Origin of the sequence: Melghiribacillus thermohalophilus, assembly GCF_004342905.1 — a bacterium.
Classification (GTDB): Bacteria; Bacillota; Bacilli; order Bacillales; family Alkalibacillaceae; genus Melghiribacillus; species Melghiribacillus thermohalophilus.
Window position 1 is genome coordinate 23847 of the sequence record NZ_SMAN01000022.1, and the last position, 20656, is coordinate 44502.

Genomic DNA, 20656 nt, shown 5'->3' on the forward strand with positions numbered 1-20656 from the left:
GTTAACGTTCTTTCCGGGAATAATTAGCATCTTTTAATGACCGGTAAGGCAGGGACCATTTAAAGTACACTGTGAGCATGCGGAGAATGACAATCAATACGAATAAAGCATACAGTCCCCATGTCTGGTTGACCATTCCGACTCCAATCAGCAACCCGGCCAGCATTGCCCATACACCATATATATCCCCTCGTAATAACAGGGGCTTTCGTCCGGCCAGGACATCACGGATAACCCCGCCGCCGCTTCCGGTAAGGAGAGCAGCCATAATGACAGCGCTGAGCGGATGATTCATTGATGCAGCATAGAGGGCTCCTTGAATGGCGAACGCGGAAAGTCCGATGGCGTCCGTGAAGGTCCCCCATTTTTTCCACTGTTTAAGAGCACCAAATGGAAACAGAAAAACAATCGTGATCACTGTTATGGCCAATATAAATAACGCTCCCTGGTTCCAGAGGTCTGAAATGGGGAGGCCGATCAAGAGGTTTCGAATAGCTCCTCCGCCAAAGGCCGTTGTCATCCCGAGTATATAAACCCCCAGTATGTCATATTCTTCTTCCATGGCAACAATCGCCCCGCTGATGGCAAAAGCAATGGTGCCGATAATGTTCAATACTTCCCAGGTCAATGTGATGTACTCCTTTATGTAAGTGTGATTTTCGTGATGCAGCTTATATTGTAACAAAAATTCATAGAGTTAGGGCAACCGGATGTGTGGAAATGGGAAGATCATTATAAACATGTGTTAGAGAGAAAATGAAGGATAGAAGCAGAAAAAGCCGCTGTGCTGGCGGCTCTTTAATTTAATTTGATGGAATTTCACAGTTCTCATCTGTGCAAAGGGCGCTTTGAGTTGAATTGCTTGAGAGGTCCTTTAGGCCATCGGTTTCTTCCTTCCACACTTTTTCCAGCGCGCTGACAAATGTTTCAAGGGGCTGTGCCCCGGAAATGGCGTATTTGTGATTGAAGATAAAATAAGGTACTCCGGTGATGTTGTACCTGCGGGCTGCTTCCTGATCAGAACGGACTTCCTTTGCGTAAGCGGTCTTATCCTCCAGCAACTCTTTCACTTGGTTCTGGTCCAGACCAGATTCCACTGCAAGGGAAATGAGTGTTTCGGGATCACCAATATTTTTTCCGTCTGTAAAATGGGCATAAAATAATTTTTCTGTCAGCTTTTTTTCTTCTCCGAGCTTTTCGGCATATTTGGCCAGACGATGGGCATTAAACGTATTGGTTCGCTTCATCTGATCAAAATGAAAGGTGAGCCCGACGCTCTTTGCCTGCTCGGCTACTCTCTCTGTCATCTGTTTTGCCTGTTCAATGCTCATACCGTATTTGGTTGCGAGGACTTCATAGGTGCTTCGGTGATCGTTAACCGGAGCCTGAGGATCGAGCTCAAAACTTTTCAATTCAATTTTCACCTGATTCCTATGGTGAAATTGTTTCAGTGCATTTTCCAACCTTCTTTTTCCGATGTAGCAAAAGGGACAAACAAAATCAGACCAGATTTCGATTTTCATTTCTAAACCTCCGTTTCAAATCGTTATATTCAATTTTACCATAGATCGTGCATATCATGCGGGCTCAAAGGGAAGAGGAAATCAGGAAGTTTGGATCATTAATGAAAAAATATTTTTCCTCGAGGTATCCGGTCTCATACAGGAGAAAACGGCTTTCACAAAATAGAGAAGGGGGATGGGACAAAAAATGAAAGAACGGCAGAAAAGACGAACAAAACCCTTGCATAGTCATAAGGCCTGGACGTCTACCGGAACAGCACGAGCCGAAAATCCCTAAAGACAGAATAGGTGTGCAGTTGAGGAAGTTGAGGCCTTGTCCGCGGAAAGCGAAGCATGTTGACGAATAAAAACCCGAACTAATTCACATGTTAATTGAATATAGTTCGGATTTTTCATTACCTTATACGGTTTTGCCTCAGTAGCCTTTTATTCTGGAAATTAGTTAATCTCAACCGTCCACCCGAATGGGTCATGCTGTTTTCCATATTGAATATTAGTGATGGAGTCATAGATTTTATAGGACAATTCACCGGTTTTAAATTGATTGATGACCATTTTTCTGCCGTTCCAGTTCAGTTCCCCGACAGGAGAAATCACGACGGCCGTGCCAGTTCCGAACACTTCTTCAAGCTCTCCTTTCTGATAAGCCTGATACAGATCTATCATCGAAACGCGTTCTTCACGGACTGGAATGCCCCAGTGATCGAGCAGTTCAAGGGTGGATTGTCTGGTAATCCCCTTTAAAATGCTGCCGTTCAGTTCAGGGGTAATGACCTCCCCATTGATTTTAAAGAAAATGTTCATGCTGCCCACTTCTTCAACATATTTTTTCTCTTTTGCATCAAGCCATAACACCTGGTCGTATCCGAGTTCCTGAGCTTTTTTCTGGGCGAGAAGGCTGGCTGCGTAGTTTCCGGAGGTTTTGACGTGGCCGACCCCGCCTTTTGCTGCACGGACGTACTCGTCTTCCACGTAAATTTTCACCGGTGAAAGCTGCTCGGATGAGTAATACGCGCCAACCGGCGAAAGAATGATTAAAAATTTATAGGCATTGGATGGACGAACGCCTAAATAAGGTTCAGTCGCGACAATAAATGGACGAATGTACAGAGCGGTTCCTTCCTGATCAGGAACCCAGTCCTGTTCAATTTCAATCAGCTGTTTGAGACCTTCGAGTACAGCTTCTTCGTCCAGTGGCGGGATGCACATTCGTTTGCATGTATCGTTCAGGCGCTTGACGTTTTGTTCCGGTCGGAAAAGAAGTACCCTGCCATCGGGCGAGCGGTATGCTTTTAACCCTTCAAAAACTGCCTGACCGTAATGAAATACAAGTGAAGCCGGATCCAGTGTCAGCGGTTCGTATGGAGCGATTCGTGGCGAGTGCCACCCTCTGTCCTGGCTATAATCCAACACAAACATGTGATCCGTAAAATGTTTGCCAAACTGCAGCGCTGTCGGATCAGGCTTCGGTTTCAGTTTTTCTGCTTTCATGAATTCTACTACCTTATTCATAGAGAACACACCCTCCGCAATAGTTTTACCTGGCCCCCAGGTTATTTAAAGCAATTGATAAGTGCTGAGTTAACGATGAACGCCTGTCGATTCTGATGCAGCTGAAAAGTTCAGTTCCCGATCTGGAACTGGTTTACCGTCAGGATTGTTAGGGTTCTGACGGAATTCCACTAAACGTTATCGTACTTTGGGAATGATTGCTCTGGTGCTTTTTTGCTTTTAAGCCCTGCTGTTTTAACGGATAAAAAAAGCCGCCTCTCAATCGAGTCCTTCTTTTGAGCCACGATTGGTGAGGCGAAACCATACTGGTGCCACTCGGAATCTTCAGTCTAATAGTGTGCAGACTGCCGCATTATTTTGGTAACGAGTGGTACACGCTCCTATACACTTACAATCCGTTGGAATCATTGGCAAAGTGTTGAATGATCAAGTATAAAGGTATCTTTTTTCCAGGTCCCCCCAATTTTTATTATCCCGGGAAATGATTCTAAATTATCTGGCATTTTTGATAATTTGAAAATGATTATAACGACTTTACACCACTTCGTCAATGGTTATTTGTAAATTTTTAAAAATAAAATGTCTTTGCTCAGTGACAAATACGATAAAATGCAAAGCATATGCTGTCACGACTGCTCTTTTTACAATACAGATCTTTAAAGAAAGTGACATCCCTCTAATTTTTTGTTAAAATTCGACAGGTGACTGGCGCTTGATGGACAGAAATGGGTGCCTGGATCAGGATCTGCGAGGTGGAGAAGATGAGCGACAAAAATAAAGGAATTATACTGCTGTTGATATCCGCATTTGGATTTTCTGTCATGGCTGCCTTTGTGAAGCTGTCAGGGGATTTACCGTCGATTCAAAAAACATTGTTCCGCAATGCGGTTTCGGCAGTGATTTCTTTTGGATTTGTTTTATATTATAAAGAACGGTTTTTTGGAAAGAGGGAAAATCAGAAATATTTGCTGCTTCGTTCATCCCTGGGAACAATGGGAATCGTTTTTTATTTTTATGCCATTGATCATCTCGTCCTGTCGGATGCCGATATGTTAAACAAATTAAGCCCGTTTTTTACGATTATTTTTGCGGCTGTTTTTTTGAAGGAAAAGCCGATGAGATATCAAATTATGGCAGTGATTGTTGCGTTTGTGGGAACACTGTTTATTATTAAGCCTCAGTTTTCCATCGATGTCGTACCGTATATGATTGGCCTGCTGTCGGCCGTCTTTGCAGCCGGAGCATATACGGTGTTGAGGGTGCTTGGGGAAAAGGAAAAGTATTATACCGTCGTTTTTTACTTTTCATTTTTCTCCACTGTTGTGCTTTTGCCCTTTGTCATCCTTTTTTATGAACCGATGACAACCAGGCAGCTTGTATATCTGCTGCTTGCAGGAACCTTAGCGACGGTGGGGCAGTTCGGAATTACCCTGGCTTATAAATATGCACCTGCAAAAGAAATTTCGATTTTCTTCTATTCGACAGTTGTGTTTGCTGCGGTGTTCAGTATTGTAGTGTTTAATCAGGTTCCCGATCTGCTGAGCGTTGTCGGGTATGTGATCATTTTCAGTGCCCTGGCTTATATGTTTGTGAAAAATAATCAGCTGGCGAAGCAGGCGGTATCGACAAAAAACAACCGGTGAATGGCACCGCATTGTGACTGATAAAGGAGCGCTTCATGCTCAGTAAGCGCTTTTTTATCCCGACACCATTCGACCGGTAACTGGCACCCATATGATTTATTTGTTTTCAAATGGTTTGATAAGGCCATAGATGGTTTTGATGACAGGGAGTTTGAGCCCCTTTTTTTCAGCCATGCGTAATGCTCCGCCCTGCAGGTGCTCCACTTCCAGTGTCAATCCTTTTCGTCTGTCCTGATGCATGGAGGAAGTGCTATCTTCTGAAAAACGGAAGGCTGAATCCATGGCCTTTTTCATCTGGTCTTCGGCTATGGGGTACCCATAGGCCTGAGCCAGATCAGCCATCTCTTTCAGGACATTCTTGTAAACATCCAGAGTTTCAGGTGTGTTTCTAACAGGTCCGATGGGTAGATTAGCAGCCGTGGTTACGCCGGAAAATGCCGTAATAAAGATATATTTTTCCCACAAAGCCTGCAAAATGTCATCAGCATACTCCGCCTGCATATTTGCTTGGCGTGTAATGCTTTCTAATTCCTCGCACAGTTCTTTCTGAGAAGGGTGGAGCTTCCCAAACACCATCCGATGCTGATCACTCGTATGTACTACATGACCCTTCTCATCAAGGGTAGCGATAATAAACGCCAGTCCGCCAAGAACATTTTCCTTACCCAATTCATTTTGAAGCATTTCAATATGTTCCATCCCATTAAGAAGGGGTAATACTCTGGCTCCTTTTTGTACCAGTTTTTTCAAATCTCCGATGGCCCCTCTCAGATGGTAGCCCTTAACCGCAGTTATGACCAGATCCGTTTGTTCAATATTTTCTGGACTTTCAATGATATGGAGCGGATCAATCCTATAATTTCCTTTTACACTTTGAATAGCCAGCCCATTTTTTCGGATCTGTGTACTCCTGTTTCGACGCACAAGAAAAGTGACTTCTTGACCCGCTTCCTGGAGTCTTCCACCGAAATAGGAACCTAGTGCCCCCGCTCCCTGGATGACGATTTTCATATCCATCACTCCAAATTTAGAATTTTTTGTTATTTTACCATTCACAGACGGTGCCTGTCACTGGCGAGACGAACTCAATTTCCTTGAAAAATCTAACCTGTTCGCCTTTTTTTAGAATCCCAAAGATAGATTCAAATCTGAATCGACAAGTGACAGGCACCATGGTATTTGGGGTATGATAAAAAAGAGGAAGTATGTCTTGTCGTATGGAATGATTTAGATGAGAACGGGGAACTGTTGCTGTACGCAAAAGACGACGAATACAGGGGGGAAATCATGAAAAGTCACCACCTCATGATGAAAAATATGACTGTTTACAGTGAACAGCGGACTATTGAAAAGGGATTTGTAGAAATCCAGGGGTCAAAAATAACGCGGGTGGGGAATGTGCATGACCTGATCGAACAGCCCTCCGCCGATATCATTGAGCTTGACTCGGACCTTCACCTCATTCCGGGGTTTATTGATCTTCACATTCATGGGGTAAATGGGGCAGACACGATGGATGCAACTCCTGAAGCCCTTGAAACCATTGCTATTTCTCTTCCACAAGAAGGAACGACCAGTTTTCTGGCAACAACCATGACTCAGGAATCCTGGAAAATTGAAAAAGCCCTTCAAAATGTGGGACAGTTTATCCGATGGCAAAATGATCATCAAGGTGCAGAAGTGCTGGGAGTTCATCTGGAGGGTCCATTCATCTCCAAGAAAAAAGCGGGAGCCCAGTCGGTTTCTCACATAAAAAATCCAGACATCGGCCTTTTCCACCGCTGGCAAAAATTAGCGGATGGGGCCATCCGAATCGTAACAGCTGCTCCGGAATTGCCAGGGGGTTTGCCATTTATAGAATATATCTCCAGAAAAGGCACCATTGCGTCCATCGGCCATTCCGACGCCACCTATGAGTCCGTACAGCATGCAATCCAAAAGGGTGCCAGACAGGTGACCCATTTGTATAACCAGATGAGCGGCCTCCATCACCGGGAACCGGGAGTGGTCGGCGCTGCCCTATTACAAGACGAATTGTACACAGAAATCATTGCAGACGGGATTCATGTTCATCCCGATGTGATTCGTCTTGCTTTTCAGCAAAAAACAAAGAACAGAATCATATTGATTACGGATGCGATCAGGGCAAAAGGGCTGGACGCCGGTACGTATGAACTGGGCGGCCAGCGGGTCAGACTCAAATATGGGGAAGCCAGACTCTTCGACGGAACCCTTGCAGGTAGTGTATTAAAAATGAACAAAGCGGCAAAAAATATGAGAAATTATACTGGTTGCCGCATGGAAGACATCATTGCCATAACAAGCGTGAATCCTGCCAAACAGTTAGGTATATATGACCGTAAAGGAAGCATTTCTCCTGGGAAAGATGCCGATTTTGTCATCGTGAATGATGATTTCGATGTCATAATGACCTTTTGCCGGGGGCGATTAGCATATCAGAAAAAGGTGTGATACAGAATGGAAATCGTTGAAACAAAAGACTATGAGGAAATGAGCATTCTTGCAGCAGAAAAAGTGATTGACAGGGTTCTAAAACAGCCGCAGATCACCCTTGGCCTTCCGACAGGCCACACACCTGTCGGTTTGTATAAACGGTTAGTGGAAGATCACCGAAAAAATGAAACACCCTACCAGGACGTTATCACCTTTAACCTTGATGAATATACAGACCTTTCGCCTGACCATCCGAACAGTTATCATTATTATATGAATCACCATTTTTTTCAGCATATTGATATTCAGGAAAAACATGCTCACCTTCCTGACGGCACGGCAAGAAATTTGGACCTGGAATGTGAGAGGTATGAAGAACTGATTCTGAAGCACGGAGGAGTAGATCTGCAAATCCTTGGAATCGGTCAAAACGGCCATATCGGTTTTAATGAACCGGGAACCCCGCTAAATTCCCGTACCCATGTGGTGAAACTTTCAGAGTCCACCAGAAAGGCAAATTCCCGCTATTTTCATTCCCTTCAGGATGTACCTTATCACGCCATTACCATGGGACTTGCGACGATTATGAACAGTAAGGAAATTTTGCTTCTGGCTTCAGGCGCTCATAAATCAGCCACGATGTTCAGATTTTTTCATGAAGCGGTCACCCCCGATTTTCCTGCCACCATCCTGAAACATCATCCGAATGTAACCGTGATTGCAGACCGTCCTGCGTTAAAAGAGGCAAACGTTACCCGAGGCATGTGATTGGAACGGCATTTTCCTTTACAATTGCATAGCATCAAGAATCGCTTGATTTGGTTTAATCAACGTGTCCACCGATCACGGAAACATATGACAGAACAGTTGGTTATCCGAAAATATCGAGCCCCCGTTTCAAATGACGGAGGACTGAATGGCAGGTGGGCAGTCATACTGCTTTGGGGGTACCGGAAAAATGGATCAATATTCTCCTGGCTTTCCTCCACCATCATAAAAAAGAAACCCCCGCTGTTTTTATACCGTATAAGAGCTATACGGATTTCAACAGGAGGATTCAAACATGAAAAAAAAGTACACACTGATCGTTTTGTTGCTGGCGGTGATTACACTGTTATCGCCATGCAGCAAACAACCTGATGAAGAAAAAAAGAAGGATACTGCCGGAGATAGCCTTTCGGGAGAGTATCAAGGCTTGATTCAGGTACCCGATCAGCCGCTGAATATTCAGGTTACTTTGGAGAAGGAAAAGGAATGGATAGGAACCATCAGCATCCCTGTTCAGGGCATACAGGATTACCCCCTTTCAAATGTGAACATCAGCGATCCGGACGTTTATTTTACGATGAATATTCAGGGTCAGACGCTCACTTTTACCGGGGAAAGGGAGAAGGAGTCCATAACCGGAACTTTTACTCAGAATGGCATGTCGTTTCCGTTTGAATTAACGAAACAAAATCAGACATCATCCCCATCAGAAGACGAGGCTGAACAATTTTTATCGGTAAATACAGATCATGGAACCCTATACGGTGAGCTGGAACTTCCGGATGGGAATGGTCCGCATCCTGTGGTTCTCATTATTCCAGGGTCTGGACCAACTGACAGAAACGGCAATACGCCCACAATGCCCGGTAAAAATAACAGCTTAAAAATGCTTGCGGAGGAATTGGCTGAGCAAGGGGTTGCCAGTGTCCGCTACGACAAACGGGGTGCCGGTAAAAATCACGAAGCAGCCATTCCGGAAGAGGATACCCGTTTTGAACATTTTATTCATGATGCTGTAGCATGGGTCCAGCTCTTAAAAACGGATGAACGCTTTTCTAAAGTAGGTATCCTTGGACACAGCCAGGGCTCTCTGGTAGGGATGGCAGCAGCTGAGATAGAAGGTGCAGATTTGTTCATCTCCATTGCCGGTGCCGGCCAACCTGTTGATCAGGTGCTTGATGATCAGCTAAAAGAAAGCCTCCCGGAACATTTATATGACGAAAGCAAGACGATACTTGCCCGGTTAAAACGGCAGGAGGCGGTGGAAGATATTAGCCAGGAGCTGTATAGCGTGTTCCGTCCATCTATCCTGGAATTTTTAACATCGTGGATGCAGTATGATCCGGCTGAAGAAATCCGCAAGCTGGATATCCCGGTTCTCATTATTCAGGGAACCCATGATATTCAGGTATCTGAAAAAGAAGCGCGAACGCTCCATGAAGCCAGTCCTCAATCAAAATTGCTGATCATAGAAGGAATGAATCACGTTCTGAAGGAAGCCCCGGCCAATCGTGAGGATAATGTAAAGACCTATTCCGATCCGGAATTGCCCCTTTCCGATGGGCTGATCAGCGGAATAATCGATTTTCTTCAGCGTGAAGGATTTTTAGAAAAATAAATTTGCAGGTTAATCCGGACTTTTGTCCAATATAAAAAGAGAACGATAACTTTGGGAAAGTTTGAAAAGGAGTGGACCATATGCGTGAAAGAATTCAGACGGAAAAAGCCCCGGCTGCCATTGGCCCGTATTCCCAGGCTATCAAAACAAAAGATCTCATTTTCGTTTCAGGGCAGATTCCCCTTAACCCTGAAACCGGGGAAATTCCTGAAGCATTCAGCGATCAGGTGGATCTTGTTATTAACAATCTCAGGAGAATTCTGGAAGCAGCTGGATCTTCCCTCGATCTGGTGGTGAAAACAACCGTTTTCTTAAAGGATATGAACCGTTTTCAGGAGTTTAACGACATATATGCCAGATATTTCGGAGAGACGATGCCGGCCCGCGCAGCAGTGGAGGTTTCCCGCCTTCCTAAAGATGTGGAAGTGGAAATCGAGGCCATCGCCCAGGTGAAATAATCTTTTCATTGTTCCCGGACATGAATGGCTTATTCATGCCCGGGGCTTTCTGTATTATACGGTATAGGTTTTGGCATGTCGGATCAATGTCATTTGTCCCGAAGATGGTTTGCTGATATAAGTTCTTATTTTAACCCCAACGACTATAGAAAAGTTTATCGGGAATATGTTTCCCGTATGTTCAGGGCCTCCTCCATTAAACCTTCACCGATGATGGGCTTGAATTTCGCATAAATGGGCTCGAGCTGCTTTTCCCATTCTTCCCGCTGCTCTGGCGTCAGGAAATGAACTTCCGTTTGACCGGTCCGTTTTAACGCCCGGGTATGCCTATCATTGATTTCGATCGCATGTCTTCTGTTCCAGTCCGTTGCTTCAGCCAGTGCTTCCCTGATTTTCATTTGCAGATCTTCGGGAAGTGCTTCCCAAAAATCCCGGTTGATGAGCACAACGTATCCAAGATATCCGTGTTGGCTGAATGTGACATAAGGCTGATGTTTGTAAAATTTTTTTGTGTAAATATTTGAAATGGTATTTTCCTGCCCATCCACAAATTGAACTTCCAGGTTGCGGTAAATTTTATTGAACGGAATGACGCTGGTGCTCGCACCCATCATTTGAAATTGTTCTTTAATCACCTCACTGGGCATGGTACGGAAATGGGTCCGTTCAAAATCTTCAGGATTGAGAATAGGATGCTTCCTGTACGTGATCTGCTTAAAGCCGTTATACCAGAAGGTCAGAGGTTTTGCATTGTCGTGCTTCATGTCGCCCATTAACTGTTGTCCTATTTTCCCTTCATACGCTTCCCGGACAGCCTGATCGTTTGGAAAAATAAATGGCAGATCCAGTACCTGGAAGCGGGGATAATAGGGAGCCAGTTTGGAAGAAGCTGGTGCAATCATTTCCACACTACCACTCTGAATCGCTTCCCATTCATTATTGTCGTTATATAGCACTCCATTTGGGAAAACGTCCACTTTTACTTTTCCTTCCGTTTTTTCATAGACGAGCTCGGCAAATTTTCGGACGGTGGCTCCTTTTGGGGATGTTTCAGCGACCACATGGCTAAAGCGAATGACGATTTGCTCATCCAGCATTTCCTGTTCATCGTCATATGTATGGTTGCCTGTGGAATCGCTTACATCAAAGCCGATAAAAATCGCAGAAAAAATACCTGCTAAAATGATCAAAGTGATCACAAAAAAAGTGCGCACCTGGATCCCCACCCTAAACAAATGTTTACATCAGTTTATCATAACTTGTTATAATATTGTAAAAATTGCGAAAGGTCGGTAGCGATGTCCCTGAAGCGAATGCCCATCAAACTAAAAATTATGATCTTGTCTTTTGGTGTTGTCCTGTTTTGCCTGATGATCGGGGGAATTATTTTAATCGGTAACATCTACCAGGACAGGGAAAGGGAACTTGGTGAACGAGGGTTGATGATTGGCCGGATGGTAGCCAATCTTCCGGAAGTCAAAGATTATATCACCGAGACGGAAGGCTGGAGAAAATTAAACCCAATGATTGACCAGATCAGAACCATCAACCGGGCGGACTACATTGTCGTTTTAAACATGAACCGGATCCGCTATTCCCATCCCATTGAGGAAAAGCTGGGGACGATTTCCTCGGGAAAAGATGAAGGGGCGGCATTCGCGGAACACAGCTATGTATCAAAAGCAAAGGGCGAACTGGGGGTGTCCGTCCGTTCCTTTGTTCCGATTATGAATGATCAGCATGAACAGATCGGAGTTGTCGTTGTCGGTAATGTGATGCCAACTCTCAAGGAAATTTTAAGCAACATTCAAACTGAAATTTTGTTAACCTTATTGCTGACAGGGCTGTTTGGGGTCATCGGGTCCTGGCTTCTGGCCCGACATTTGAAAGACCAGACCTTTCAGCTTGAGCCCCATGAAATTGCCCGGATTTTGCAGGAGAGGACAGCGATTTTCCAGGCGATGAATGAGGGAGTTATTGCCGTTGACCGACACGGGGTTATTGTGGTCTTTAACGATAAAGCGAAAAAGATATTCGGAATCCATGATGACGTGATCGGAAAGCGACCAGAAGATTTAGCAGGCTACAGCAGTTTGCGTCAGTTTTTGCTGGATCAGTCCGATCTGGAAAATGAAATCGTTTTTGTCGGCGACAAACACATCTTAACAAACCGGGTACCTGTTCAGGTCGAGGGAGAAAAGGTCGGAATATTAACCATCTTTTTGGATCAGACGGATGTCACGAAAATGGCAGAGGAATTATCCGGGGTAAAAGCCTTTGTGGATGCCCTTAGGGTTCAGAATCATGAACATATGAACAAGCTTCACACCATTGCCGGCCTCATTCAGCTTGATCAGAAAGAAAGGGCCCTTGATTATGTATTTGAAGTAACAGAAGGGCAGAAAAAACTATCCAGGTTTTTGACGAAGAATATTCAAGATTATAGTGTTGCCGGTCTGCTGATCAGCAAGGTGCAGCGGGGGAACGAACTGGGGATAGAGGTGCAGATTGATGAAAACACGAGCCTGAAAAACTACCCGGCACACATGGATGGCAATGATTTTGTGATCATTCTCGGAAATTTGATCGAAAATTCCTTTGATGCATTACGCGGGGACAAAAAACAGGAAAAACTCGTCTATGTTTCCATAGTGGAGAAAAAGGACTCGATCCAGATCAGTGTGGAGGATAATGGCCGGGGCATGAACAGCGAAATAATTGAACATATATTTGAAAAAGGATATACAACAAAGAAGAACGAGGGATCCGGAATAGGACTGTATTTAGTTCAAAAAATGGCAGAAAAGGCAAAGGGGAAAATTGAAGTTATCTCTCACCCGGGAGAAGGGACAAGCTTTTATCTGCAGTTTCCGCTGGAAATGGAGGAGAACATGAATGAACAAAGACAGGCCAATTGACGTGCTGCTTATTGAAGACGATCCGATGGTTCAGGAAGTCAATCGCCAGTTTATTGAAAAGGTTGAGGGATTTCAAATTGCCGGTGTTGCAAGTAATGGTGCCGATGGAATGGAAAAGGTCATAGAAATCAAGCCAGACCTTGTACTTCTGGATATTTACATGCCTGAAAAAGACGGAATTGAAACACTACAGAAGTTAAGGCAGCTCGATATGGATATCGATGTCATTGTCATAACAGCTGCCAATGATCGGCTGACCATCCGGAAAATGTTTCAGCATGGGGCGATTGATTATATTATTAAACCGTTCAAATTTGAACGGCTTGAGCGGGCTTTGAACCATTACAGAATGTATGCATGGAGGCTGTCCGGAGAAGGGGAGTTAAGCCAGGAGCAGCTTGATCAATGGATCTCCCGCCGCAATGAATCAGCTGCCATTCGCTCTGTCATAGACTCCGGCAACGTGGGAAATTTACCCAAAGGACTTAATGAACAGACGTTGAAGCAGATTATGTTATTTCTGTCGGAACAGGAGGAATCGGTTTCGGCTGAGGAGACCGCGGATGGAATTGGCATAGCAAGGGTAACAGCCAGGAGATATCTGGACTATCTGCAAAAAGTGGGAAAGGTTAAGCTGGATCTGCAATACGGCGGTGTAGGGCGGCCATTAAACCGGTATATTTTAAAAAGTAAGTGACACATTTCGGTTTTGTTGTCCAGCTTCTGGAACAGTTTTTGATCATGTTCAGTACTTCTGCTTTTCACCCAGCTAAAGATGTTCACCGCCTCTTTCCTATATGAAATCCCTGTCATCCTGTTGCTGAACAGAGACCAAAAAGACCAAAATGTCCAATATGTTCTAAATATTCAAAAAGTAGTTTGTAAGCGTTATCATAAACAAAAACGAAGGGGGTTTGATATGGATGAAGCGAAAGTTGGCAGTTATGATGGCGCTGGCGTTGTTCATGATTTTAGGTGCCTGTGGCACAGGGGATACCAGCGGTGATGCTGAAGGAGATAATAGTGAAGGAGGAAGTGGTGAACAGTCACTGGTATTTGGAACGGGAGGAACATCTGGAACCTATTACCCGATCGGCGGTGCGTTAAAACCCATATTTGAAGAAAGTGATTATGTGTCCAATGTAACCGTAGAATCGACAGGTGCATCGGTTGCGAATATCCAGAACATTGAGGATGGTTTAAACCAGATGGCCATCGTGATGAGCGATGTAGCGTATGATGCTGTAAATGGAGTAGGGAAATTTGACGGAAATCAGATCGACATTCAGGCTGTTGGGGGATTATATCAGAATGTGGTACAGGTTGTCGCCCTGAAGGATAGCGGGATCGAGGATATAACAGATCTGAAAGGAAAGCGAGTCGGGGTAGGTAAAGTAGGATCAGGTGTGGAAGAAAGTGCCAAGAAAGTTCTGGAAGCCATTGGCATGACTTATGATGATCTGGCGAAAGTAACCCATACTGGATATGCGGACAGTGTACAGGAAATGAAGAACGGAAATCTGGATGCAGCTTTCTTTACTTCCGGTGTTCCAAACAGTAACATAACAGACATCATGCAGCAGACAGAAGTGGTGTTTGTAGAAATAAAAGGGGAAGTGGCAGATAAACTGCTCGATTCTTATCCCTTCTACAAAACATATACCATTCCAGCTAACGATGAAGTGAAATATAACCTGGATCAGCCGGTTGAAACGGTGGGTATCCAGAATATGATCGTTGTATCCCCTGATCTGAGTGAAGATCTGGTATACGACCTCACAAAACGTCTTTATGATTACCTTGGTTCGGAGGAAATTTCTATTAATGCATTGACAGAATTTGACCGTGATCAGATGGGGAATGGACTTGTAGCCCCACTCCATCCAGGTGCTGAAAAATTCTATGAAGAAAACGGATTGCTAGATTAGGAGGATGGATAAAAAAGGGCATCTCGACGGATGCCCTTTTTAAACATATGAAACATTTAAAGGTTATGGTTCTCGTTTTAACAATTGCAGCCGTTTTACTGTGGACCGTGAATATCGATGTGCTTGCTGTTCGTCTCGGTGAAGACATGATTTATGCCATCCGGATGAATGAGGAGAAGTCCTTTTCGATAAGATGGACCCATTCCGTTGAAAAAGAGGAATGGGAAGAGTTTTTTCAATTTGAAGGAGAAAATATTAATCTGGATTCTACCCGATTCAAAACGTTTGGAGCGGGTGTCCCAAACAATGCCGGAACGAATTCCTTTATACGTGACGGATGGGTGTACATGGTCAACATTAACCGTTATGTAGGAGATGAACTGACAGTAAGAAGCGGAAAGACCACAGGGCACCGTCTGATCTATCAGCGACAAATGTTTCCCTTACCCTACCAGCAAAATTCCTATGTTATTTGCAGAGAACGTATCCCGTTTGCCTCCTATCTTTTTCACACGATTTCCAAGAACATGTGAGGTGAGATAATGGAAGAAAAAGCACAGGTGAAAATTGAGGAACTGGATCGGGAAAGTCATACACGAACACATTTTCCAAAATGGCTGAAACGGTTTATAACCGTTCTGGCAGCAGGTTTAGCTTTATTTCATCTCTATACGTCCTATGCTGGTTCCCTGGTGGACATTCAGCAGCGCAGTGTTCACCTTTACGCTTTGCTGGCACTCGGTTTTTTATTATACCCTTTATGGAAAAAAGGAAAGAAAGATAGGATTCCGGTATTTGACTATGTGACCTCAGGATTGTCTCTTTTTGTGGGCATCTATATGCTGGCCACATCCAGTAGAATTATTGAAACAGGCGGACAGATTAACCATATGGATTTTGTTGTAGGCATTCTGGTGATAATTCTGCTGTTGGATATTACCCGGCGGGTGACAGGCTGGGGACTCACCTTGCTTGGTCTCGGGTTTCTCATTTACGGTCTTTATGTCAAACTTTCCGTTTACCCGATGTTAAATACCAATATTGTCCTGAATGTTTCCAAACAGGTCATCTCTCATCTGGTATTTATTACTGAAGGTGTTCTGGGAACCGCCGTCGGAGTGTCTGCCAGTTATATCATACTGTTTATTTTGTTTGGAGCGTTTTTAACGAAATCCGGCATGGGGCAACTGTTTAATGACCTGGCCCTCGCAATTGCCGGGCATACGAAAGGCGGGCCAGCCAAAGTTGCGGTCATCTCCAGCGGTTTCCTGGGGTCGATCAATGGATCGGCCATTGCCAATGTGGTCACCACAGGGGCATTTACGATACCGCTGATGAAAAAGACCGGCTATCACAAAAACTTTGCAGGGGCGGTAGAATCCGCGGCCAGTGTCGGGGGACAAATTCTTCCTCCAATTATGGGAGCAGCCGCCTTTATTATGGCAGAAAATCTTGGTATCCCCTATACGAAGGTCATTTTGGCCGGCATTATCCCTGCTCTGTTATTTTACTTCGGCATATTGCTTCAGGTCCATTTAAGGGCATCAAGGAAGGGACTTCAGGGAATGGATCGGAAGGATTTGCCTGCAGTGAAAGAGGTCTTGCTGGAACGAGGGCACTTGATTGTGCCAATGATCTTTCTCTTGTATCTTTTATTTACCGGAAAAACACCTTTCTTTGCAGCTTTTTGGTCTATTGTCGCCTCGATCATTATAGCCAGTACGAGACAGATGCTGGTGGTTATGACAGTTGTATCCCTGTTTTTGATTTTTCAGCCCCAGATCATGTCCGCCCTGGGAAGTTCCAGTGCTGTTCATGTGCGAAGTGACTGGTGGGAATTGCTGTTGATCGTTCTCATACCTCTGGTGATTAACCTAATCCGGAAAAAGGCAAACTTGCAGTCAGAGGAAATCGGATTGAACGATTTTGTTGACGCGCTGGAGAGCGGGGCAAAAACAACCGTTCCTGTGGCAATTGCCTGCGGTGCGGTTGGGATTATCGTGGGGGTAGCCACGCTCACCGGAGTGGCACTGGAAATAGCTAACAGTATTGTTGGACTGGGTGCAATTATAGACAGTGCCCTGATTCAGCTGCTGATCACCCTGGTGCTCACCATGGTCACATCCATCATTCTTGGAATGGGGCTTCCAAGTATTCCGACATATATTATCACAAGTACGATGACAGCACCGATATTGCTGCAACTGCCGTTATTTAGGGAATTGGCGGGTTCTTCGGAGACGGCCGTATTTGTTGCGCATATGTTTGTGTTCTATTTCGGAATTTTCGCCAATATTACTCCGCCGGTAGCCCTCGCTGCCTTTGCAGGTGCAGGGATCAGCGGCGGGGATCCGACCAAAACCGGCTTTCAGGCATTGAAGCTGGCACTGGCGGGTTTCATCGTCCCGTTTATGTTTGTATTTTCCCATGAAATGCTAATGGTCGATGCAACGGCAGGCAATGTTCTGCTGATTCTCGTTACATCCCTGCTCGGCGTATTTTTGTTGTCGGTCACGGCGGAAGGGTATTTTCAGTCTGAGTTGTCCGCAGGACTGCGGATGATTACCGGAATCGGAGCGCTGCTATTAATTTATCCAGGGTGGGTGACAGATATGATTGGTTTACTGATCTTAGGCTTGCTGCTCATCCTATCGTTTAAACAGAACAGGATGGATTCCGATACATCTGTCAGTCAATAAAGCGAAGAAGGAGGGGTTCAGGTGAAACTTGCCACGATCCGATTTTCTGGAGAGGAACTGGCTGCTGTTGTTACAGAGGAGGGTTTACTCACGATCCGGAGCATCAATCAAAGGATGGATCATCAGTGGCCCGAAGATCTTTTTTCGTTATTGAAATCTGGAAAGCTGGATGAGCTCAATCAGTGGGTAAGGACGAATCACAGCCAGTTTGAGAAAGATTTGATCCTGTTTGGGCATGCGGATTACGCTCCCCTTTACCGGCATCCTTCAAAAATTTGGGGAATCGGACTTAATTATAAGGAACATGCATCGGACCTGGATGAAATGGTTCCCCATACAGAGCCTGCCAGTTTTATGAAGCCGGATACGACAATTATTGGCTGCCATGATCCAATTGAAATCCCCCTGCAGTCCAGCAGAACGACAGCAGAAGCGGAATTGGGCGTCATCATCGGGAAAACATGCAAAAATGTTTCCGTAGAGGAAGCCCCCCATGTCATTGCCGGTTACACAACAATCATTGATATGACCGCAGAGGACATTTTGCAGCAAAATCCAAGATATTTAACCCGTTCCAAAAGCTTCGATACCTTTTTCAGCTTCGGTCCCCATCTCTGGACCACGGATGAGCTGGATGATTTATTTGAAGTAGAAGTAGCAACAATCATCAATGGCAGCGTTCATCGTAAAAACAAAGTGAAACATATGATGTTCGATCCATATTTCCTGGTATCCTTCCATTCCAGGGTGATGACGCTGCTGCCCGGAGACATTATTTCTACCGGAACACCAGGTGCGGCTGTGATCAAGGACGGGGATCTGGTGGAATGTCATATTCAGGGGTTTGAGCCGCTGAAAAATCCTGTTGTAGATTTAAAGAAAAAGAAAGGGTGAGGTATATGGACCTGCAATTAGAAGGTAAGTCAGTTGTGGTCACTGCATCCAGCAAAGGGCTTGGGAAAGCAACAGCCCTTGAATTTGCCAGGGAAGGGGCCCGTGTATTCATATCCAGCCGGAATGAAGAGGAATTAAAAAGAGCAGCAGATGAAATCCGAAAAAAAAGCGGAAACGCACATGTCGATTATGCTGTCTGTGATCTGACCAAACAGGAAGATATCAAAGGGCTCATTCAAAAGGCGGTGGACTGGAACGGTAGTGTCGATGTGCTGATTAATAACGCCGGTGGGCCGCCGGCGGGCACCTTTGAGTCCTTTGGCGATCATGACTGGCAAAAAGCCTTTGAGCTGAATTTGTTAAGTTTTATCCGGACAATACGCGAAGTGCTTCCGTATATGAAAAAACAGCAGCGGGGACGGATTGTCAATTTTGCTTCATCCTCGATTAAGCAAACGATCGATAACTTAATTTTGTCCAACACCTTCCGAGCCGGCATTGTGGGTCTTGCCAAAAGTCTGTCTCAGGAGCTTGCTTCTCATCAGATTTTGATCAATACCCTTGGGCCAGGAAGGATTGCCACGGACCGGGTGGCTTCGCTGGATCAGATCCGGGCTGATCAGCTTGGGATTTCAGTTGAAGAACTAAGGGCAAAAACAGAGGCTTCCATTCCGATCGGGCGTTACGGGGAACCGGAAGAATTTGCACGAATGGCTCTCTTTTTAGGATCTTTTGCGAATACGTATGTGACCGGCCAGTCCATCGTTGTGGATGGCGGAATGGTAAAAGCTTTATAGAATAACTTTGCTGCATTTTAGACTGGAGAATATGTTTTATAGGGGGGAAAATTGTTCAATGAATATACATCAGAAATAGGTTATCGGATCAATCCCTGCCATCTCATCATTGACGGCAGGGATTTTGGCTTTTTTTAAGAATGAAACGAACAGCAGGTCCAAATCGTACATATGTTTATAGACGATGAAAAGGTAGTGATGTCTATGGCAGAACAAAGGGAAAAAATACAGGACTATCACGACATCTATCGGCAATTGCGTGAAAAGTTGAAATGGAAGTTATCGGACCGCAGGATAATCATGATCATTGCCTCTATCTATGTCATGAATGATCGCCCCTTTTCGTTGGAAAGATTTTTACAGGTAAGCGATCGGATCAAAAAAGAGTCTGGCTTCTTTTCCCCGCTACGTTCTTACCTGCGCTTTCTCATTGCAGCTATGCTGGATGTTCATTTTGATAACGCTGAAGAACAATTCCAACAATTGCTCCGTCTATATAAAAAAATGACTGATGGTGGTTTCAGCAGGGGAAGTTTTACCTATTTATCTGCTATGGCACTGTTGACAGGAAACAATCAAGAACATGTTGACGATCGAATTCGAAAAGCTCTTTTGATATATAAAGGCATGAAAAAAGAGCATTATTTTTTAACCTCCACAAGTGATTACCCGCTGGCGGTTTTACTGGCCGAACGGGAGGAGGGTGTAGAGAAAATTCTACTTGACATGGAAGGGTTTTACCGACAGTTGCATGTAAAGGGATTTCGCAAAGGAAATGATTTGCAGTTTCTAAGCCATGTATTGTCTCTTGATCCTGAACGAGACATGCAGGAGCTGGTCCGGCGAACAGATACGATATATGGGAAGTTGAAACAGTCAGGCATGAACATAAAAACGATGCATTACTCGGATATAGGGATGCTGGCGCTCATTCCAGGAGCAGATGAAGAAATCAAACGTATTCCACAGCTTGCCAGGGATCTGGAGGCAGGAAAACACTTTGGTCAAAGGGATGTCAGTATCAAATTAGCTATTCATTTCATCGTACATGAAAAACTCAAGGAGTCAAACCTTGTGGAAACCGGATTGACAGCCGCGATTGAAACGATGATCCAGGCTGCACAACAGGCCGCTATGATTGCTTCCATCGCAGCCATATCAGCAGCTTCTGCTTCTAACAATAGTTCCTGATTTCCTGTTACTTGGCCGAAGCAAGTTCATCCAATTGATGATTAATGTGTATAGAAAATAATTGCTCTTAATGTTCAATTGGGTGATCCTACGAAATATGGTAGATTACGCTGAATTTACGGCAAATCAAATGTCCTTCACCACTAGTGGAGAAGGACATGATTTTTCTAATGGAAAAGGGAACAGATGAACGTTTTTCTTTATATATCGGCGTGTACAGAGTTCTGACGAAACATTTAAAAAAAGGTTCGTT

General features: G+C 44.6%; 18 protein-coding genes. 13 read left to right on the top strand and 5 right to left on the bottom strand.

What is annotated here, in order from left to right:
* Position 1: 1 nt before the first annotated feature.
* From EDD68_RS12860 to EDD68_RS12870, 3 genes are all read right to left on the bottom strand, one after another.
* Entirely contained in the window at positions 2-628 is a 627-nt protein-coding gene (locus tag EDD68_RS12860; RefSeq protein WP_132372698.1) for a trimeric intracellular cation channel family protein, read from the bottom strand.
* 175 nt (positions 629-803) lie between these two features.
* Positions 804-1523, bottom strand: coding sequence for a DsbA family oxidoreductase (locus EDD68_RS12865; RefSeq protein WP_132372699.1), 720 nt, complete (start codon positions 1521-1523; stop codon positions 804-806).
* Positions 1524-1961: 438 nt separating this feature from the next.
* Entirely contained in the window at positions 1962-3035 is a 1074-nt protein-coding gene (locus EDD68_RS12870; protein WP_132372700.1) for a branched-chain amino acid aminotransferase, read from the bottom strand.
* Positions 3036-3796: 761 nt separating this feature from the next.
* Between EDD68_RS12870 and EDD68_RS12875 the strand changes: the two genes are divergently transcribed.
* Complete coding sequence (locus EDD68_RS12875; RefSeq protein WP_132372701.1) at positions 3797-4678, top strand: DMT family transporter; 882 nt, start codon at positions 3797-3799, stop codon at positions 4676-4678.
* A gap of 96 nt (positions 4679-4774) precedes the next feature.
* On the opposite strand, the gene EDD68_RS12880 is transcribed toward EDD68_RS12875, so the two are convergent.
* Positions 4775-5689 (bottom strand): ketopantoate reductase family protein, encoded by a 915-nt coding sequence (locus EDD68_RS12880; RefSeq protein WP_132372702.1) that lies wholly within the window; start codon positions 5687-5689, stop codon positions 4775-4777.
* Between the two features lie 276 nt (positions 5690-5965).
* Here EDD68_RS12880 and nagA point away from each other — a divergent pair, with 276 nt between their 5' ends.
* The 4 genes from nagA to EDD68_RS12900 all read left to right on the top strand — a co-directional run bounded on the left by nagA (position 5966) and on the right by EDD68_RS12900 (position 9976).
* The gene (gene nagA, locus EDD68_RS12885) at positions 5966-7150 is read left to right on the top strand and encodes an N-acetylglucosamine-6-phosphate deacetylase (protein ID WP_132372725.1); all 1185 of its coding nucleotides are present in this window, start codon (positions 5966-5968) and stop codon (positions 7148-7150) included.
* Between the two features lie 6 nt (positions 7151-7156).
* A complete protein-coding gene (gene nagB, locus EDD68_RS12890; RefSeq protein ID WP_132372703.1) occupies positions 7157-7900 on the top strand; it encodes a glucosamine-6-phosphate deaminase in 744 nt (247 codons plus the stop codon).
* Between the two features lie 295 nt (positions 7901-8195).
* On the top strand, positions 8196-9518 hold the full coding sequence (locus EDD68_RS12895; protein ID WP_132372704.1) for an alpha/beta hydrolase: 1323 nt from the start codon (positions 8196-8198) through the stop codon (positions 9516-9518).
* 80 nt (positions 9519-9598) lie between these two features.
* A complete protein-coding gene (locus tag EDD68_RS12900) occupies positions 9599-9976 on the top strand; it encodes a RidA family protein (protein ID WP_132372705.1) in 378 nt (125 codons plus the stop codon).
* A gap of 155 nt (positions 9977-10131) precedes the next feature.
* Here EDD68_RS12900 and EDD68_RS12905 read toward each other — a convergent pair whose 3' ends face one another.
* Complete coding sequence (locus EDD68_RS12905; protein ID WP_243646868.1) at positions 10132-11190, bottom strand: DctP family TRAP transporter solute-binding subunit; 1059 nt, start codon at positions 11188-11190, stop codon at positions 10132-10134.
* Positions 11191-11289: 99 nt separating this feature from the next.
* Between EDD68_RS12905 and EDD68_RS12910 the strand changes: the two genes are divergently transcribed.
* The 8 genes from EDD68_RS12910 to EDD68_RS12945 all read left to right on the top strand — a co-directional run bounded on the left by EDD68_RS12910 (position 11290) and on the right by EDD68_RS12945 (position 20403).
* Positions 11290-12894 (top strand): ATP-binding protein, encoded by a 1605-nt coding sequence (locus EDD68_RS12910; protein WP_243646869.1) that lies wholly within the window; start codon positions 11290-11292, stop codon positions 12892-12894.
* Positions 12872-13591 carry a response regulator gene (locus EDD68_RS12915; protein WP_132372707.1) on the top strand — a complete coding sequence of 240 codons (720 nt, stop codon included), beginning with the start codon at positions 12872-12874 and terminating at the stop codon, positions 13589-13591. Before EDD68_RS12910 ends, EDD68_RS12915 begins: the two co-directional genes overlap by 23 nt.
* 226 nt (positions 13592-13817) lie before the next feature.
* Positions 13818-14822 carry a TAXI family TRAP transporter solute-binding subunit gene (locus tag EDD68_RS12920; RefSeq protein ID WP_132372708.1) on the top strand — a complete coding sequence of 335 codons (1005 nt, stop codon included), beginning with the start codon at positions 13818-13820 and terminating at the stop codon, positions 14820-14822.
* A gap of 47 nt (positions 14823-14869) precedes the next feature.
* Complete coding sequence (locus EDD68_RS12925; protein WP_132372709.1) at positions 14870-15355, top strand: DUF1850 domain-containing protein; 486 nt, start codon at positions 14870-14872, stop codon at positions 15353-15355.
* Positions 15356-15364: 9 nt separating this feature from the next.
* Positions 15365-17521, top strand: coding sequence for a TRAP transporter permease (locus EDD68_RS12930; protein ID WP_132372710.1), 2157 nt, complete (start codon positions 15365-15367; stop codon positions 17519-17521).
* Between the two features lie 21 nt (positions 17522-17542).
* Complete coding sequence (locus EDD68_RS12935) at positions 17543-18415, top strand: fumarylacetoacetate hydrolase family protein (RefSeq protein ID WP_132372711.1); 873 nt, start codon at positions 17543-17545, stop codon at positions 18413-18415.
* Between the two features lie 5 nt (positions 18416-18420).
* Positions 18421-19212 carry an SDR family oxidoreductase gene (locus EDD68_RS12940; RefSeq protein WP_132372712.1) on the top strand — a complete coding sequence of 264 codons (792 nt, stop codon included), beginning with the start codon at positions 18421-18423 and terminating at the stop codon, positions 19210-19212.
* A 204-nt stretch (positions 19213-19416) separates the two neighbouring features.
* On the top strand, positions 19417-20403 hold the full coding sequence (locus EDD68_RS12945) for a DUF4003 family protein (protein ID WP_165902183.1): 987 nt from the start codon (positions 19417-19419) through the stop codon (positions 20401-20403).
* Positions 20404-20656 lie beyond the last annotated feature (253 nt).

Excerpts from the sequence above, each read along its gene's own strand:
- nagB (WP_132372703.1), top strand. The coding sequence starts at position 7,157 with ATGGAAATCGTTGAAACAAAAGACTATGAGGAAATGAGCATTCTTGCA.
- EDD68_RS12920 (WP_132372708.1), top strand. The coding sequence starts at position 13,818 with ATGAAGCGAAAGTTGGCAGTTATGATGGCGCTGGCGTTGTTCATGATT.
- EDD68_RS12915 (WP_132372707.1), top strand. The coding sequence starts at position 12,872 with ATGAACAAAGACAGGCCAATTGACGTGCTGCTTATTGAAGACGATCCG.
- EDD68_RS12925 (WP_132372709.1), top strand. The coding sequence starts at position 14,870 with ATGAAACATTTAAAGGTTATGGTTCTCGTTTTAACAATTGCAGCCGTT.
- EDD68_RS12930 (WP_132372710.1), top strand. The coding sequence starts at position 15,365 with ATGGAAGAAAAAGCACAGGTGAAAATTGAGGAACTGGATCGGGAAAGT.
- EDD68_RS12880 (WP_132372702.1), bottom strand. The coding sequence starts at position 5,689 with ATGAAAATCGTCATCCAGGGAGCGGGGGCACTAGGTTCCTATTTCGGT.
- EDD68_RS12870 (WP_132372700.1), bottom strand. The coding sequence starts at position 3,035 with ATGAATAAGGTAGTAGAATTCATGAAAGCAGAAAAACTGAAACCGAAG.
- EDD68_RS12910 (WP_243646869.1), top strand. The coding sequence starts at position 11,290 with ATGCCCATCAAACTAAAAATTATGATCTTGTCTTTTGGTGTTGTCCTG.
- EDD68_RS12895 (WP_132372704.1), top strand. The coding sequence starts at position 8,196 with ATGAAAAAAAAGTACACACTGATCGTTTTGTTGCTGGCGGTGATTACA.
- EDD68_RS12940 (WP_132372712.1), top strand. The coding sequence starts at position 18,421 with ATGGACCTGCAATTAGAAGGTAAGTCAGTTGTGGTCACTGCATCCAGC.
- EDD68_RS12865 (WP_132372699.1), bottom strand. The coding sequence starts at position 1,523 with ATGAAAATCGAAATCTGGTCTGATTTTGTTTGTCCCTTTTGCTACATC.
- nagA (WP_132372725.1), top strand. The coding sequence starts at position 5,966 with ATGAAAAGTCACCACCTCATGATGAAAAATATGACTGTTTACAGTGAA.
- EDD68_RS12900 (WP_132372705.1), top strand. The coding sequence starts at position 9,599 with ATGCGTGAAAGAATTCAGACGGAAAAAGCCCCGGCTGCCATTGGCCCG.
- EDD68_RS12945 (WP_165902183.1), top strand. The coding sequence starts at position 19,417 with ATGGCAGAACAAAGGGAAAAAATACAGGACTATCACGACATCTATCGG.
- EDD68_RS12875 (WP_132372701.1), top strand. The coding sequence starts at position 3,797 with ATGAGCGACAAAAATAAAGGAATTATACTGCTGTTGATATCCGCATTT.